The organism is Streptomyces sp. URMC 124, from assembly GCF_051386455.1.
Classification (GTDB): Bacteria; Actinomycetota; Actinomycetes; order Streptomycetales; family Streptomycetaceae; genus Streptomyces.
Genome location: NZ_JBPQTS010000046.1, coordinates 1 through 15542 on the forward strand (window position 1 = coordinate 1; position 15542 = coordinate 15542).

12 protein-coding genes are annotated in these 15542 nt (G+C 70.8%); 2 read left to right on the forward strand and 10 right to left on the reverse strand.

All coding sequences use genetic code 11. The features are described 5' to 3' along the window. Positions 1–397: 397 nt before the first annotated feature. On the reverse strand, positions 398–1285 hold the full coding sequence (locus tag ACSNOG_RS12635) for a tRNA (adenine-N1)-methyltransferase (RefSeq protein ID WP_058045161.1): 888 nt from the start codon (positions 1283–1285) through the stop codon (positions 398–400). A gap of 98 nt (positions 1286–1383) precedes the next feature. Continuing rightward, positions 1384–2634 carry a site-2 protease family protein gene (locus ACSNOG_RS12640; protein WP_436752708.1) on the reverse strand — a complete coding sequence of 417 codons (1251 nt, stop codon included), beginning with the start codon at positions 2632–2634 and terminating at the stop codon, positions 1384–1386. A 122-nt stretch (positions 2635–2756) separates the two neighbouring features. Between ACSNOG_RS12640 and ACSNOG_RS12645 the strand changes: the two genes are divergently transcribed. Together ACSNOG_RS12645 and ACSNOG_RS12650 are read left to right on the forward strand one after the other, a co-directional pair. Further along, the gene (locus tag ACSNOG_RS12645) at positions 2757–3710 is read left to right on the forward strand and encodes a RecB family exonuclease (protein ID WP_436752709.1); all 954 of its coding nucleotides are present in this window, start codon (positions 2757–2759) and stop codon (positions 3708–3710) included. Between the two features lie 13 nt (positions 3711–3723). Continuing rightward, entirely contained in the window at positions 3724–4395 is a 672-nt protein-coding gene (locus ACSNOG_RS12650) for a response regulator (protein ID WP_436752710.1), read from the forward strand. 102 nt (positions 4396–4497) lie between these two features. On the opposite strand, the gene ACSNOG_RS12655 is transcribed toward ACSNOG_RS12650, so the two are convergent. The 8 genes from ACSNOG_RS12655 to ACSNOG_RS12690 all read right to left on the reverse strand — a co-directional run bounded on the left by ACSNOG_RS12655 (position 4498) and on the right by ACSNOG_RS12690 (position 15349). Then, complete coding sequence (locus ACSNOG_RS12655; protein WP_436752711.1) at positions 4498–6087, reverse strand: ABC transporter substrate-binding protein; 1590 nt, start codon at positions 6085–6087, stop codon at positions 4498–4500. Positions 6088–6172: 85 nt separating this feature from the next. Continuing rightward, positions 6173–7771, reverse strand: a complete 1599-nt coding sequence (locus tag ACSNOG_RS12660) for an ABC transporter substrate-binding protein (RefSeq protein ID WP_436752712.1) — start codon at positions 7769–7771, stop codon at positions 6173–6175. A gap of 413 nt (positions 7772–8184) precedes the next feature. Next, positions 8185–8898: an HAD family hydrolase gene (locus tag ACSNOG_RS12665; protein ID WP_436752713.1), complete on the reverse strand. Its 714-nt coding sequence runs from the start codon at positions 8896–8898 to the stop codon at positions 8185–8187. A 195-nt stretch (positions 8899–9093) separates the two neighbouring features. After that, positions 9094–10068, reverse strand: coding sequence for a PAC2 family protein (locus ACSNOG_RS12670; RefSeq protein WP_436752714.1), 975 nt, complete (start codon positions 10066–10068; stop codon positions 9094–9096). 117 nt (positions 10069–10185) lie between these two features. Further along, positions 10186–11250, reverse strand: coding sequence for a hypothetical protein (locus ACSNOG_RS12675; RefSeq protein WP_436752715.1), 1065 nt, complete (start codon positions 11248–11250; stop codon positions 10186–10188). A 129-nt stretch (positions 11251–11379) separates the two neighbouring features. After that, positions 11380–12987, reverse strand: a complete 1608-nt coding sequence (locus ACSNOG_RS12680; RefSeq protein ID WP_436752716.1) for an FAD-dependent oxidoreductase — start codon at positions 12985–12987, stop codon at positions 11380–11382. Positions 12988–12989: 2 nt separating this feature from the next. Further along, entirely contained in the window at positions 12990–14516 is a 1527-nt protein-coding gene (gene glpK, locus ACSNOG_RS12685) for a glycerol kinase GlpK (RefSeq protein ID WP_436752717.1), read from the reverse strand. A gap of 50 nt (positions 14517–14566) precedes the next feature. After that, positions 14567–15349: an MIP/aquaporin family protein gene (locus ACSNOG_RS12690; protein WP_168093431.1), complete on the reverse strand. Its 783-nt coding sequence runs from the start codon at positions 15347–15349 to the stop codon at positions 14567–14569. Positions 15350–15542: the final 193 nt, after the last annotated feature.

The following is a 15542-nucleotide window of genomic DNA, read 5'->3' on the forward strand; positions in this document are numbered from 1 at the left end:
GGCGGGGGCGGGATCCTCGCGCGGGCCGACGACGGCCGCGCCCGCGACGACGGCGGCCAGGGCCGCCGCGGTGGCCAGCCAGTGGCCGGGCCCGGAGCGGGTGTGCGGCAGGCGCGCCGCGGGCTCGGGGGCGGGACGGGCACTGTCTGCCGAGGGCTGCACGCGCGCTGACTCCTGTGGCGGTGGCTGCGGGATGCGGGAGGCGATGCGGAATCGATCAGCATCGTGCCACACCCCCGCGTACCGGGGAACAGCGGGCACGCCGGTGGAGGGCGTGCGAAAAAGCCGGGTGGGTGAAGCCCCGGCCGGGCCCTAACGAAGAGGCGCCGCCCCCGAGTTCCCCGCGGTGCGGGTCCCGGTGGCGGCGCCTTGCGCGACGGGCGCGCGATGGCGTGACTCAGCCCTTGTTGGGGCCCTCGTAGTCGTCGCCGTAGGCGCCCTTGGCGGGGCGGCGGCGGCGCATCGGCGGCTCGACGCCGTCCGCGAGGCGGCGGGCGGTGACGAGGAAGCCGGTGTGGCCGATCATGCGGTGGTCCGGCCGGACGGCGAGTCCCTCGACGTGCCAGTTGCGGATCATCGACTCCCAGGGCTGCGGCTCGGCGAAGCAGCCGATCTCGCGGATGGACTCGACGGTCCGGGCGAGCTGGGTCGTGGTCGCCACGTAGCAGCAGAGGATGCCGCCGGGGACGAGCGCCTTGGAGACGGCCTCCAGGCACTCCCAGGGGGCGAGCATGTCGAGGATGACCCGGTCGACGTCGGTGTCGGACAGGTTGTCCTGCAGGTCGCCGACCGTGAGCTGCCAGGCGGGGTGCGGGCCGCCGAAGTAGCGCTCGACGTTCGCCTGGGCGATCTCGGCGAAGTCGGCGCGGCGCTCGTAGGAGTGCAGCATGCCCTGGTCGCCGATGGCGCGCAGCAGGAAGGCGCTGAGCGAGCCGGAGCCCACTCCCGCCTCGACGACGCGCGCGCCGGCGAAGATGTCGGCGAAGGCCAGGATCTGCCCCGCGTCCTTGGGGTAGACCACGGCGGCGCCGCGGGGCATGGACAGGACGTAGTCGGGGAGCAGGGGGCGCAGCGCGAGGTAGGCGACGTTTCCCGTGGTACGGACAACACTGCCTTCGGGGGCACCGATCAGCTCGTCGTGGGGGAAGGCACCCTTGTGGGTGTGGAACTGCTTCCCGGCTTCGAGCGTGAAGGTGTAGTGGCGTCCCTTGGGGTCGGTGAGCTGGACCTGGTCCCCGACCTGGAAGGGCCCGCGACGGCGGGCGGCACCGGTCGGTTCGGACATGTGACCAGCCTACCCGGCATCCGACGGGGCAACGGACACGGCGCCCGCGGGGCCGCGGCGCGCGGGGCCGGGCCGGCGGGCCGTGCGGCCGCGGGCGGTCAGGACGGCGTGCGGGCGGGCGTACGGGACATCGCGGCCACGAAGGCGCGCTCGACGTCGGTGGTGGCGAGGACGCCGTAGACCTCCCCCGTCTCCTCGACCACCAGGTACTCCGTGGCGGGGGTGGCGCGCAGGGTGTCGAGGAGCTCCTCGCCGGAGAGGTCGGCGGAGACGCGCATGCCCTCCTTGAGGTCCTGGGCCAGGGCGCTGACCGCGACCCAGGGGCGGCGGTGCTCGGGGACGCCGATGACGGCGGCCTCCCGGACGAGCCCGGTGGGGTTGCCCTGGCCGTCGACGACGACGAGAGCGCGGGCGCCGGCTTCCCCGGCGCGCCGCAGGGCCTCGGACAGGGGCGTGGCGGCCTGGACGGGGACGGCGCGGCGGGTGAGGGTGCGGGCCCGCAGGCCCGGGAGGCGCTCGCGCAGGCGGGCCATGCGCAGGCTGTTGCCGGCGCCGGTCCAGATGATGGCGGCGAGGATGGCCGCGAGCAGGGCGTCGGTGAGGGAGTCGAGGCCGCCGAGGTCGTTGCCGGAGGCGCCGAGGCCGCCGGCGCGGGCGAGCAGCGGCAGGCCGACGAGGACGGCGACCGCGAGGGCGCGGCCGATCCAGGCGGCGGCGACCGTGCCGGTCATGGGCTTGCCGCTGATCTTCCAGACGACGGCGCGGAGCATGCGGCCGCCGTCGAGCGGCAGCCCGGGCAGCAGGTTGAAGGCCGCGACGAGGAGGTTGGAGATCATCAGGCCGGCCAGCAGCACGCCGGGGACGGTGCCGGGCTCGACGAGGAACATGCCGAGGTAGAACAGGCCCGCGAGCACGAGGGAGAGGAGGGGGCCGACGAAGGCGAGGACGAACTCGCGGCCGGGGGTCTCGGTCTCCTTCTCGATCTCGGAGACGCCGCCGAAGAACTGGAGCTGGATGCGGCGCACGGGGAGCTTGAAGCGCAGCGCGGCGACGGTGTGGGCGAGCTCGTGGACGAGGACCGAGGCGTAGAAGGCGACGGCGAAGAAGAGGGAGACCAGGTAGCGGGCGCGGCCCAGCTCGGGCAGGACGCGGTCGAGCTGGCCGCCGAAGACCCAGGTGATGAGGGCGGCGACGAGGAACCAGCTGGGGGCCACGTAGACGGGAACGCCGAAGGGGCGGCCCATGAGGATGCCGCCGCCGCTCTCGCGGGGGCGCTCGGGGCGGTCCCCGGGCGGCCGCCGGTCACCGGCGCCCCCGCCGCCGGACCTGCTCTGCCCGCTGTTGTCCACGGTGTCCCCTCGTCCGATGCGGCCCTCGCAGGCGGCCGGCGGTCTCCCGGTCGTGCTGCGAAGGGGTCTGTGGTCGATGGTATGACGCCGGCTGTCGGTGGCGGGCCTTAGGGTTTTCTGTCATGGGTATGGACAGTGGGGCCCCCGCGGGGCAGGCCGGGGCCGGCGTGGGGCGCGGGCCTGCACAGACGGGCACGGGGGCGGTGCGGCCGAAGGCCCTGTCGCCGTCGCGGGCGGGCGATTTCATGCAGTGCCCGCTGCTGTACCGGTTCCGGGTGATCGACAGGCTGCCGGAGAAGCCGAGCGCCGCGGCCACCCGCGGCACGGTGGTGCACGCGGTGCTGGAGCGGCTCTTCGACGCGCCGGCGGCGGAGCGCACGGCGGAGCGGGCCAAGGGGCTGGTGCCGGGCGAGTGGGAGCGGATGCTGTCCTCGCGCCCCGAGCTCGCGGAGCTCTTCCACGGCGAGGACGGCGCGCACGACCCGCAGCTGCTGGCGAAGTGGCTGGGGGACGCGGAGCGGCTGGTCGAGCGCTGGTTCACGCTGGAGGACCCCACGCGCCTGGAGCCCGCCGAGCGCGAGCTGTACGTGGAGACGGAGCTGGAGTCGGGCCCCCTGCTGCGCGGCTTCATCGACCGGGTGGACGTCGCGCCCTCGGGTGACGTGCGCATCGTGGACTACAAGACGGGCAAGGCCCCGGCCCCGCGGTTCCGCTCCGAGGCCCTCTTCCAGATGACGTTCTACGCGCTGGTGCTGTGGAAGCTGCAGGGCAAGGTGCCGCGCCGGCTCCAGCTGGTCTACCTGGGCAGCGGGGACGTCCTCACCTACGACCCGGTGGAGGCGGAGCTGCGGGCGGTCGAGCGCAAGCTGCGGGCCCTGTGGGACGCGATCGTGCTGGCCACGGAGACCGGCGAGTGGCGGCCGCGGCCGACGAAGCTGTGCGGCTGGTGCGATCACCAGGCGGTCTGCCCGGAGTTCGGGGGCACTCCCCCGCCGTATCCGCTGCCCGTCGTGGCGCAGCGGGACGGCCGGGTGCCCGCCCAGGGGGCGGCTCAGGGCAGAATGGACCCGGTCTAGCGAAGGAGTTCCTGTGGCGATCCGCGTCCTACTGGTCGACGACCAGCCGCTGCTGCGCACCGGCTTCCGGATGATTCTCGAAGCGGAACAGGACCTCGCGGTGGTGGGCGAGGCGGGGGACGGTCTGCAGGCGCTGGATCAGGTGCGGGCGCTGCAGCCGGACGTGGTCCTGATGGACATCCGGATGCCCCGGATGGACGGGGTGGAGGCGACGCGCCAGATCACCGGCCCGGACCGCAACGGCCCGGCGAAGGTCCTGGTGCTGACCACCTTCGACCTCGACGAGTACGTGGTGGAGGCGCTGCGGGCGGGTGCGAGCGGCTTCCTGCTCAAGGACGCCCCGGCCGACGAGCTGGTCCAGGCGATCCGGGTGGTGGCGGGCGGCGAGGCGATGCTCGCGCCGAGCATCACCCGGCGGCTGCTGGACAAGTACGCGGGCCACCTGCCGTCGGGCGAGGAGCCGCTGCCGGACACCCTCAACACGCTGACCGACCGTGAGGTCGAGGTGCTGAAGCTGGTGGCGCGCGGCCTGTCGAACGCCGAGATCGCGGCGGACCTGTTCGTCAGCGAGACCACGGTCAAGACGCACGTGGGGCACGTCCTGACCAAGCTGGGGCTGCGCGATCGCGTCCAGGCCGCGGTGTACGCGTACGAGAGCGGTCTGGTCCGCCCGGGCGCCCAGTAGAGCGCGAAGGCGAACGGCAAGTGCCCTCCTCCGGAGTTCCGGAGGAGGGCACTGTGCTGTGGGGGCTTCCCGGCCGGGCCGGCCCGCAGGTCAGCCCTTGGGTCAGCCCTTCGAGGACTTGCTGATCTCCCAGAAGCGGAAGACGGTGGAGGCGTCGAGGGACCACTGGAGACCGGAGACGCGCTCGTTGGCCACGGCGTACTGCTTGCCCTGCCACAGCGGCAGGATCGGCACATCCTGGGCGACGGTGCTCTGCACCTTGGCGTAGTCGCCGATGGTGGAGGGACGGCTGCCGGTCGCGGCGGTGGCCACGATGCGGCTGTTGATCTCCTTGGACTCGTAGTTGTTGGAGAGCACGTTGTTGTCACCGAAGAACGGCGCGGTGAAGTTGTCCGGGTCCGGGTAGTCGGGGACCCAGCCCTTGACGTAGACGCCGTACTTGCCGGCGGCCACGCCCTCCTCGTACTCCTTCAGCGGGACGGACTTCACGTCCGCCTCGAAGAGGCCGCTCTTGTTGAGCTGCTGCGCGATCGCCTGGAACTCCGGGACGGTGCCCGGGCCGTAGCGGATCGGCGTGGCGTACAGCGTGATCTTGACCTTGTCCTTGATGCCCGCGGAGTTCAGGGCGGCGGCGGCCTTGTCGGGCTGCGGCCGGTCCCCGTAGGTGTCGTAGAACGGGGTCTTGTGGCCGGTGATGCCGCTGGGGACGATCGAGTACAGCGGCTCGGCGGTGCGCTTGTAGACGTCGCGGACCAGGGCGCTGCGGTCGACCAGGTACGCGATGGCCTTGCGCACGCCGACCTTGCCGACCACCGGGTCCTTGGTGTTGAAGACCAGGTGCTGGACCTCGGCGCTGGTGCCCTCGACCACCTTGACGTGGCTCTTGCCGGCGGCCGAGTCGAGGTCGGCGATGTCCTTCATGGCCAGACCACGGTAGGCGAGGTCGATGTCGCCCTTCTGGACGGCGTCCTTGAGCCCGGCCTGCTCGCCGTGGAAGAACTTCATGGTGACGCCGCGGTTCTGGACGACCGCACCGCCCTTGTAGTTCTTGTTGACCGAGAACTTGGCCTGCTTCTCGTCGTACGAGTCCAGCTTGTAGACGCCGGAGCCGACCGCCTTGCCGTCGGTGCGGAGCTTGTCCAGGGGGTATTCCTGGTGGTCCACAATCGAGCCGGCGCCCGAGGCGATCTTCTGCGGGAAGGTGGCGTCGGAGCGCTTGAGCTCGAAGACGACGTTCAGCTTGTCCGGCGTCTTGATGTCCTTGATCGACGACAGCAGGGCCGTGGCCGGACCGTTCTTGTCGTTGATCTTCAGCGTGCGGTTGAAGGAGTGGGCGACGTCCTCGGAGGTGAGGTCGTGGCCGTTGCTGAACTTCAGCCCCTCCTTGAGGGTGCACTGGTAGACGGTGCTGCTCTCGTCCTTGAAGCTGCACTTGTCCGCGGCGTCCGGCTGGGGGATGGTGCTCCCCTTGGGGAAGCTCATCAGCGACTGGAAGACGTTGTTGAACAGAATCCAGGAGCCCGGGTCGTAACCGGATGCCGGGTCGGTGGACACGACCTCGTCGGACATTCCCATGACCACCGACTCACCGGTGCCGCCGGCGTTGCCGTCTTCCGAACCGCACCCGGTGAGCAGGGCGGCGGCGAGCCCCGCACCGAGCGGGGCGGCAAGCCACTGGTCACGTTTCCTCACGTGCACGTTCCTCACAGTTTCCTTGTTCGTCTCTGAACAAATCGTGAACAGGTCGTCGGCAGAACCGGTCTGACGGCTGGGTGCCTCACACGCCGCGGGCCAGTTCCCACGGCTGCATCTCGGAGGCGGAGTTGAGCGCCCACTCGGCACCGGTGACGTTCCCCCGGGCCGCCACGTACTGCTTGCCCTGCCACAGCGGCAGCACCGGCACCTCCTCGGCGACGATGTCCTGGGCCTGCTGGAAGTACTTCGCGGCGGCCTCGCGCTGGGCGGCCTCGCGGGAGTCGGGGATCAGCTCGTTGCTGATCTTGTTGTTGCGGTACGGCGAGCGGAGGAAGTTGTCCCTGCCGACGAACGGGGCGACGAAGTTGTCGGCGTCGGGGAAGTCGGGGAACCAGCCCATGCCGTAGACGGCGTACTTGCCCGCCGCGGCCTCGGGCCGGAACTCCGACCACTTCACGCCCTGGAGCTTGACGTTGAACAGCCCGCTGGCGTTCAGCTGCTTCTGCAGGGCCTTGAAGGACGTGCCCGTCGCCTCACCGTAGTGGTCGGTGGTGTAGGTCAGGGTCAGCGGCACCGGGGTGCTCACGTTGCCGGCGCGCAGGATGGTGCGGGCCTTCTCGGCGCTGGGCTCGCCGTACTTGTTGGCGAACGAGTTCTGGTGCCCGGTGATGCCCATGGGCACGAGCGAGTACAGCGGCTCGTTGGTGCGGCCGTAGGAGTCGCGGGCCAGCGCCGCGCGGTCGACGACCTGCGCCATGGCCTGGCGCACCGCCTTGTTCTTCACCGCCGGGTCGTCGGTGTTGAAGGCGAGGTAGCTGATCTCCTGACCCGGGGCCTCGAGCAGGCGCACGTCCTTGCCGGCGTCCGTGCGCAGGCGGTTGACCTGCTCGGGCGACAGGGTGCGGTTCATGATGTCGATGTCGCCGGCCTTGAGGGCCTTCTCCATCGCCGTGGCGTCGTCGTAGAAGCGCATCTCGACCTTGTCGTTCTGCAGCTGGACGACGCCCTGGTAGTTCTTGTTGCGGTTGAGCACGGCCTTGACGACGCGGCCGTCCTTCTCCTCGGTCTGCAGCGTGTACGGGCCGGAGCCGACGACCTTGAAGCCGTTGTCGAGCTTGCCCTTGTCGTAGCTCTCGGCGTCGACGATGGCGGCGGCCGGGGTGGCGATCTTCTGCGGGAACGTCGCGTCGGGCGTCTTCAGCTGGAAGACGACCTCGAGCTCGCCCGGCGTCTCCACCCGGTCGATGTTGCTGAGCAGCGAGACCGGGCCGTTCTCGAAGTTGATGGCGCGGGCGCGCTCGATGGAGAACTTCACGTCCTCGGCGGTGAGCGCGTGGCCGTTGGAGAACTTCAGGCCGCTGCGCAGGGTGCAGCGGAACTGCTCGTTCTTGCGGTCGCCCCAGGAGCACTTGGAGGCGGCGTCGGCGACCGGGGCGGTGCCCGAGCGGGGCAGCCGCAGCAGTGTCTGGAAAGTGCTGTGGAGGACGTTCCACGCGCCGATGTCGTACGCGGCGGCGGGGTCGAACGGAGCGGGGGCGTCCGTGGTCTCCTCGAACCGGTCCGTGGTGCCGACGACGATGGCGCCGCTGCCCTTGCCGGCTCCGTCACTCCCGCCACAGGCGACGAGCACGGGGGCCAGCAGGGCTGCCACGGTCGGCAGCACCAACGTCTTGCGGTTCATCGGTCGGGGTTCTCCCTGTGTTGCGTGCGTTCCCGGGACCCTACCGATGTCCGGCGCGCGGGCCCACGGGCAAGCCGTGAAGTTCTCGCGAAAAGATTAGTGCCGGGTGCCGCTGCCGCCGGAACACGGAGAAGTTGACGCGATATCACGCGGCGATAACAAAGGAGGTCATCCGCGATATCCGGACGCCGGAACGATCCACGCACACGATCATCAATCAGGACACAAGGGTGCGCTTCAACCCTCGCAATGGCGCCGCCGGGTGATCAGTAGCGCACACACCGGCGCCGCACTCGGTGACGAAGGTCACTCGGGCGGCTTCCCGGCGGACTGCGGGAATTAGGTCATCGCATTCGTCACGGAAAACACTCGTTCCGGCGCCCAGAGTTCCTTGAACTTTCTTCGGGGCACGCTCAGTGCACGGGAGAGTGCATTCCCGTGATCAGCCCCCGGAGAAAACCGAGATCCACTTCTTCGAGGGAGCCCACGACGGTCCGCCCGGTGGCGGGCGGGATCGGGGCGACCGACGGCACCGCCACCACCCGGCAGCCGGCCGCCTCCGCGGCCGTCACCCCGGTCAGGGTGTCCTCCACGACCGCGCACCGGCCCGGCTCCGCCCCGAGCCGGGCGGCCGCCAGCAGGTAGGGGTCGGGGTGGGGCTTGGTGCGCTCCAGCTCGTCGCCCGCGACGGTCAGGGTGAAGTTCTCCGGGCCGAGCGACAGCAGCACGCGGTCGATGATCTCCCGGTGCGAGGCCGAGACCAGCGCGGTGGGGATCTTGTGCGCGGCGAGCTCGGCGAGGAGTCTGCGGGCGCCCGGCATCAGCGGCACCCCGCGCCCGATCATCTCGGAGAAGCGCCGGTTCAGCAGGACGGACAGCTCCGTCACGGCGATCTTCGCGCCGGTGGCCCGGATGAGGAAGGAGGCGCTGCGCGTCATGGGGCCGCCGACGACGACCTCGCGCCACTCCTCCAGCAGCTGGTGGCCCAGCTCGGCGAAGACGGCGACTTCCACTTCCCACCAGAAGCCCTCGGTGTCGACGAGGGTGCCGTCCATGTCGAGCAGGACGGCCTGCAGGGTGGAGTCCGCGGCCGCGCGGGGCGGGGCAGCGGGGATGCTGCTGGTCATCCGGGGCACACCTCCTGAGGGGACGAGAAGGCCGGCTCGCGCGGCCCCTGGCGGGACTGTGCGAACCGGCCTTCACCGGACCGACAAGTGTACGGCGGACGGTTGCGGACGTCTCTTCAATATCGGGGATTCGTCACATCGGGGGCCCGTGCCGGTGCGGCCCCCGGCCCCCGTCACCCCCGCCCGGCCGCTGCCTCAGGCCTCGTCCTCGGGTCCCTCGGTCTCCTCCTCGGCGGCCGTCGGCTCCTCCTTGGGCGACCGCTGCGGGCGGGTGCGTCCGCTGGTGGTGTCGCGCAGGTACGAGCCGTCGCCCGACTGCGGGTCCCGGCGGCGCAGGTAGCGCTCGAACTCACGAGCGATGGCCTCGCCGGAGGCCTCCGGCAGGTCCGCCGTGTCGCGCGCCTCCTCCAGGGACTGCACGTACTCGGCGACCTCGCTGTCCTCCGCGGCCAGCTGGTCGACGCCCAGCTGCCAGGCCCGCGCGTCCTCCGGCAGCTCGCCGAGCGGGATGCGCAGGTCGATCAGGTCCTCCAGGCGGTTCAGGAGCGCCAGGGTGGCCTTCGGGTTGGGCGGCTGGGAGACGTAGTGCGGGACGGCCGCCCACAGGCTCACGGCCGGGACGCCGGCGTGCGTGCAGGCCTCCTGGAGGATGCCGACGATCCCGGTCGGGCCCTCGTAGCGGGACTCCTCCAGATCCATGGTCCGCGCGAGGTCCGGGTCGGAGGTGACGCCGCTGACCGGGACGGGCCGCGTGTGCGGGGTGTCCCCGAGCAGCGAGCCCAGCACGACCACCAGCTCCACGCCGAGCTCGTGGGCGAAGCCCAGGATCTCGTTGCAGAACGAGCGCCAGCGCATGCTGGGCTCGATGCCGCGCACCAGGACGAGGTCGCGCGGGGCGCCCTTGCCCTCGCCGCTACCGGTGCGCACGACGGACAGTCTGGTCGTCGGCCACGTGATCTTCCGGACGCCGCCGTCGAGCCAGACCGTGGGGCGGTTGACCTGGAAGTCGTAGTAGTCCTCGGCGTCGAGCGCGCCGAAGACCTCGCCCTTCCACTCCCGGTCCAGGTGCGCGACCGCGCTGGAGGCGGCGTCCCCCGCGTCGTTCCAGCCCTCGAAGGCACAGATCATGACCGGGTCGATCAGCTCGGGTACGCCCTCAAGCTCGATCACCCAGCGCCTCCTTCTTAGCAATCTCTGTTCTGCGGTGCATCATTTGCTGCTCGGTTGTGCGACCACAAGACTACGGCTTCCCCGCTGCCCGCTCGCAGCCCCTGTACGGGCTCTTCCTCAGCCCCTGGCTCCCCAACCGTTCCGGTAGGCGCGCCAGTCGTCGTCGGTGGCCGCGAAGTCGACGTAGAGCGCGAGCCCGAACCGCTTGCGGTCCCGGTCCTCGCGGGTCAGTCCCAGCCGGGCCCCGCGCACGGCCGCCGCGGCCGTCTCGGCGTGACCGTGGTGGCCCATGTCGTCGGTGTGGTAGAAGGGCAGGCCCATGAGCAGGTCGGTGCCGGAGGGCGTGACCTGCAGGGCGAGTTCCGTCTGGCGCGCGACGTAGCCGCCGTAGAGGCTCTCGACCGGCAGCGCGGTGTCGTAGGACATCATCGCGATCTGATCGGTGCGGCGGGCGACCTGGCCGAAATAGCGCTGCGTCCACCACTTGGGGCTGCCCATGAAGCGCGCCGCGGCATGCATCGCGGGCACCGGGTCGATCTGCTGGGCCGCGATCGAGAGCACGCCCCCGGCGGACCTGACGGCCGGGTGCAGGGCGTCCAGCAGGGTCAGGAAGTCGCGGTCGCCGGTGCGCACGGGCTCGACGTCGAGGTGGACGCCCTCGAAGCCGGCCCGCATGACCTGCCGGGCGCTCTCGACCACGGCGGCACGGGAGCGGGCCGAGTCCAGGCGCAGTCCGTTGCTGCCCTCGCCCGGGCGCACGAGCTTGTCGCCGAGCCAGGCCTGGACGCGGATGCCGGGCAGTGCGCGGTGCAGCGAGTCGATCGTCTTGCGCGCGTTGCCGTACGCGCTTGCGGGCAGGGTGCCGTCGTGCTCCAGCGGGCCCGCGTGGACGTAGAGGTCGCGCATGCCCGTGCCGTCAAGGCGGCGCTTGAGCGCGGCGAGGTCCGCCGGGCCGCGCCGTCCGTCGAGCCAGGCGTGGCCCAGCCACACGGCGTCGCGGCCGCGGGTGACGGCGTCGGCGGCGGGCGATCCGGCGTAGGAGGCCCGCAGGACGCTGCCCGCGGCGACGACGGGCAGCAGCACGACCAGGACCAGGGCGAGCACCGCCCGTATCGCCGTCTTCCGGCCGGGGCGCCACGCGCGCACCCGGGCCACCAGGGACCGGCCGTCCTGTTTCTTCATCTCGTCCCCCTCGTTTTCTGTAGGGACGAGAAAAACAGCAGGTCAGTTGCGGTACGGCCGAAATGCGGCGCCTCGGGGGGAAGGACGCGCGGCGTCCTTCCCCCCGAGGCTCACGGTGCTGCCGGCAGGTCAGCCCTTGTCGGCCAGCATGTCCTTCACCCGGGCGCGGACGCTCTCGTCGTCCAGGCCGCGGATGGTGAGGGTGGTGCGACGGCGCAGGACGTCGTCGACCGTCTCGGCCCACTCGTGGTCGCGGGCGTAGGCGACCTGGGCCCAGATCTCCGGGCCGTCGGGGTGGATGCGCTCGCCGAGCTCGGGGTTCTCGTTGACCATCCGCGCGATGTCGAAGGACAGCGAGCCGTAGTGCGAGGCGAGGTGGCGGGCGGTCAGCGGGTCCATGCGGGTGCCGGGCTCGCGGTCGACGAGCAGGCGGTGGGCGACCGCGTTGGGGTTCGCGACACCGGGCAGCGGGGTGCGGCGGACCAGGCTGGAGATGGGCTCCATGTCCTCGGTCAGCGGGCTGCCGGGCACCTGGGCCAGCTTCTTCATGACCGTACGGCCGATGTGGCGGTAGGTGGTCCACTTGCCGCCGGCGACCGACAGCATGCCGCCCTTGCCCTCGGAGACGACCGTCTCGCGCTTGGCCTGGGAGACGTCGCCCGGGCCGCCGGGCAGCACGCGCAGACCGGCGAAGGCGTACGTCATCAGGTCGCGGTCGAGGTCCGCGTCCTGGATGGAGAACGCCGCCTCGTCGAGGATCTGCTGGATGTCCTCCTCCGTGGCGCGCACGTCCGCCGGGTCACCCTCGTACTGGGTGTCGGTGGTGCCCAGCAGCAGCTGGTCCTCCCACGGCAGGGCGAAGGTGATGCGGTACTTGTCGATCGGGGTGGCCATGGCGGCCTTCCACGGCGACTTGCGCTTCATCACGATGTGCGCGCCCTTGGAGAGGCGGATCGACGGCGCGGCGCCCTTGTCTTCCAGCTTCCGCAGGTGGTCCACCCACGGGCCGGTGGCGTTGAGGACGACGCGCGCGTCGATGCCGAACTCCGAACCGTCCAGGCGGTCCTTGAGCTCCGCGCCGGTGACCTTGCCGTGCGTGAAGCGCAGGCCGGTCACCTCGGCGTGGTTGAGCACGACGGCACCGGACTCGACCGCCGCGCGGACCGTCATGACGGCCACGCGGGAGTCGTTCATCTGGTGGTCGTAGTAGACCGCGACGGCCTTCAGGTTGTCCGTGCGCAGACCGGGGTTGTCGGCCTTGGCCTTGGCCGGGGAGATCACCTTGCCGACGCCGTCGCCGAAGGCGGACAGCGCCGAGTAGGCGAAGACACCGGCGCCGAGCTTGGCCGCGCCGACCGGGCCGCCCTTGTACACGGGCAGGTAGAAGGTGAGCGGGTTGACCAGGTGCGGGGCCACGTCCTTGGCCAGCACCCGGCGCTCGTGGTGGTTCTCCGCGACCAGCTTGACCGCGCCGGTCTGCAGGTAGCGCAGACCGCCGTGGACGAGCTTGGAGGAAGCGGAGGAGGTGGCGCCGGCGAAGTCGCCGGCGTCCACCATCGCGACCCGCAGACCGGACTGCGCGGCGTGCCAGGCCACCGAGGTGCCCAGGATTCCGCCACCGATCACCAGGAGGTCGTACGTCGCCTTGGACAGCCGTTCCCGGGTCTCGGCGCGGCCCGGGTTGGCGCCGGCAGCCGGGTGCGTTCCCAGGGTCGGAACGCTCTGCGGGGTTGTCATGATTACTCCTCGTCCTCGATCCAGCCCATGGTCCGCTCGACGGCCTTGAGCCAGTTCTTGTACTCGCGGTCACGCGTGTCCGCGTCCATGCGGGGGGTCCACTCGGCGGCCCGGCGCCAGTTGGCGCGCAGTGCGTCGGTGTCCGGCCAGAAGCCGACGGCCAGGCCGGCGGCGTAGGCAGCGCCGAGGCAGGTCGTCTCGGCGACCATCGGGCGCACGACGGGTGCGTCCAGGAAGTCCGAGAGGGTCTGCATCAGCAAGTTGTTGGAGGTCATGCCGCCGTCGACCTTGAGTGCGGTCAGCTCGACGCCCGAGTCCTTCGTCATGGCGTCGGTGATCTCGCGGGTTTGCCAGGCGGTGGCCTCGAGCACGGCGCGGGCGATGTGCGCCTTGGTGACGTAGCGGGTCAGGCCCGCGATGACACCGCGCGCGTCGGAGCGCCAGTAGGGGGCGAACAGGCCGGAGAAGGCCGGCACGAAGTAGGCGCCGCCGTTGTCCTCGACGGAGCTGGCGAGCGTCTCGATCTCGGCCGCGCTCTTGATCAGGCCCATCTGGTCGCGCATCCACTGCACGAGGGAGCCGGTGACGGCGATGGAGCCCTCGAGGGCGTAGACGGGCTTCTGGTCGCCGATGCGGTAGCCGACGGTGGTCAGCAGGCCGTTGTAGGAGTTGACGGGCTCGTCGCCGGTGTTCATCAGCATGAACGTGCCGGTGCCGTAGGTCGACTTGGCCTCGCCCTCGGAGAAGCAGGTCTGGCCGAAGAGGGCCGCCTGCTGGTCGCCGAGCGCGGAGGCGACGGGCACGCCGGCGAGGGCGCCGCCCTTGGCCGTGCCGTAGACCTCGGCGGAGGAGCGGATCTCCGGCAGCACGGCGGCCGGGACCTCCATCGACTCCAGGATGCGCTCGTCCCAGTCGAGGCTGCGGAGGTTCATCAGCATGGTGCGGGAGGCGTTGGTGACGTCCGTGACGTGGACACCGCCGTCGACACCACCGGTGAGGTTCCAGATGACCCAGGAGTCCATGGTGCCGAAGAGGATGTCGCCGGCCTCGGCGCGCTCGCGCAGGCCCTCGACGTTGTCCAGCAGCCAGCGGACCTTCGGGCCGGAGAAGTACGAGGCCAGCGGCAGGCCCGTCTCACGGCGGAAGCGGTCCTGGCCGACGTTACGGCCGAGCTCCTTGCACAGGGCGTCGGTGCGGGTGTCCTGCCAGACGATGGCGTTGTAGACCGGCTCGCCCGTGTTCTTGTCCCACAGCAGCGTGGTCTCGCGCTGGTTGGTGATGCCGATGGCCTTGACGTCGGCGGCGGTGATGCCCGCCTTCTCGACGGCGCCGGCGACGACTTCCTGGACGTTGGTCCAGATCTCCGTGGCGTCGTGCTCGACCCAGCCCGGCTTCGGGAAGATCTGCTCGTGCTCCTTCTGGTCGACGGAGACGATGCGCCCGTCGCGGTCGAAGACGATGCAGCGGGAGGAGGTGGTGCCCTGGTCGATCGCCGCGATGAACGGGCCCTGGCTGTGCGCGTCGGTCATGGTGTCTCTAGCTCCTGAGGTCTGAGAGGTCTCGAAGGTCTCGGCGGGGATCAGAACGCGATCTTGTGGATGCCTGCGGCCAGGGCGGCGCCGATGAGCGGGCCGACCACCGGGACCCAGGCGTAGCCCCAGTCGGAGCCGCCCTTGTTGGGCAGCGGCAGCAGGGCGTGCACGATGCGCGGGCCCAGGTCACGGGCGGGGTTGATGGCGTAACCGGTCGGGCCGCCGAGCGAGAGGCCGATGCCGACGACGACGAAGGCGACCATCAGGGTGCCCGTGCCGCTGGTGGCGAGGCCCTTGGTCAGACCCATGGTGAGGATGAAGAGCACCAGCGCGGCCGTGCCGATGATCTCGGTGACGAGGTTCTGCACCGCGTTGCGGATCTCGGGGCCGGTGGAGAAGATGCCGAGCACCGGGCCGGCCTGGGGCGTCGCGGTCTGGTCGACCATGCCCTCGGCGGGGTTGAGGCTCGCGACGAGCTCCGGGTCCGTCAGGTGGGCCTTGAACTGGCCGTAGTAGGCGAACCAGACCAGCGTCGCACCGATCATGGCGCCGAGCATCTGGGAGCCGATGTAGAGCGGAACGTCCTTCCACTCGGTCGCGCCGTCGATGGCGAGGCCGAGGGTGACGGCCGGGTTGAGGTGCGCGCCGGACTTGGTGCCGATGTACGCACCGGCCAGCACGGCGAAGCCCCAGCCGAACGTGATGGCGAGCCAGCCCGCGTTCTGTGCCTTCGAACGCTTCAGGGTGACGGCGGCGCACACGCCACCGCCGAGCAGGATCAACACTGCGGTACCGATGAGCTCACCGGTGAAGATGTCGGAGCTGGACACCCGCGACTCCTTTGTCCTTCGTCCAGGGGAAGGCGAACCCCGGGTCCCTCCGGTGGTCCGCAGCTCTCCGATGGAGAGCTTCGATCGGCCCGCGGCAGTGTCCACCATAGCGAATATTGTCGTTAGGTGTTCGACAATGCCGACCGATGAACGGCAGTTTTCTGCACTGTAAGAACCGCGTCAAGAGTCCTGT

Coding starts and splice junctions, on each gene's coding strand:
- ACSNOG_RS12635 (WP_058045161.1), bottom strand. CDS start 1,285: ATGTCCGAACCGACCGGTGCCGCCCGCCGTCGCGGGCCCTTCCAGGTC.
- ACSNOG_RS12645 (WP_436752709.1), top strand. CDS start 2,757: ATGGGTATGGACAGTGGGGCCCCCGCGGGGCAGGCCGGGGCCGGCGTG.
- ACSNOG_RS12660 (WP_436752712.1), bottom strand. CDS start 7,771: ATGAACCGCAAGACGTTGGTGCTGCCGACCGTGGCAGCCCTGCTGGCC.
- ACSNOG_RS12665 (WP_436752713.1), bottom strand. CDS start 8,898: ATGACCAGCAGCATCCCCGCTGCCCCGCCCCGCGCGGCCGCGGACTCC.
- ACSNOG_RS12675 (WP_436752715.1), bottom strand. CDS start 11,250: ATGAAGAAACAGGACGGCCGGTCCCTGGTGGCCCGGGTGCGCGCGTGG.
- ACSNOG_RS12680 (WP_436752716.1), bottom strand. CDS start 12,987: ATGACAACCCCGCAGAGCGTTCCGACCCTGGGAACGCACCCGGCTGCC.
- glpK (WP_436752717.1), bottom strand. CDS start 14,516: ATGACCGACGCGCACAGCCAGGGCCCGTTCATCGCGGCGATCGACCAG.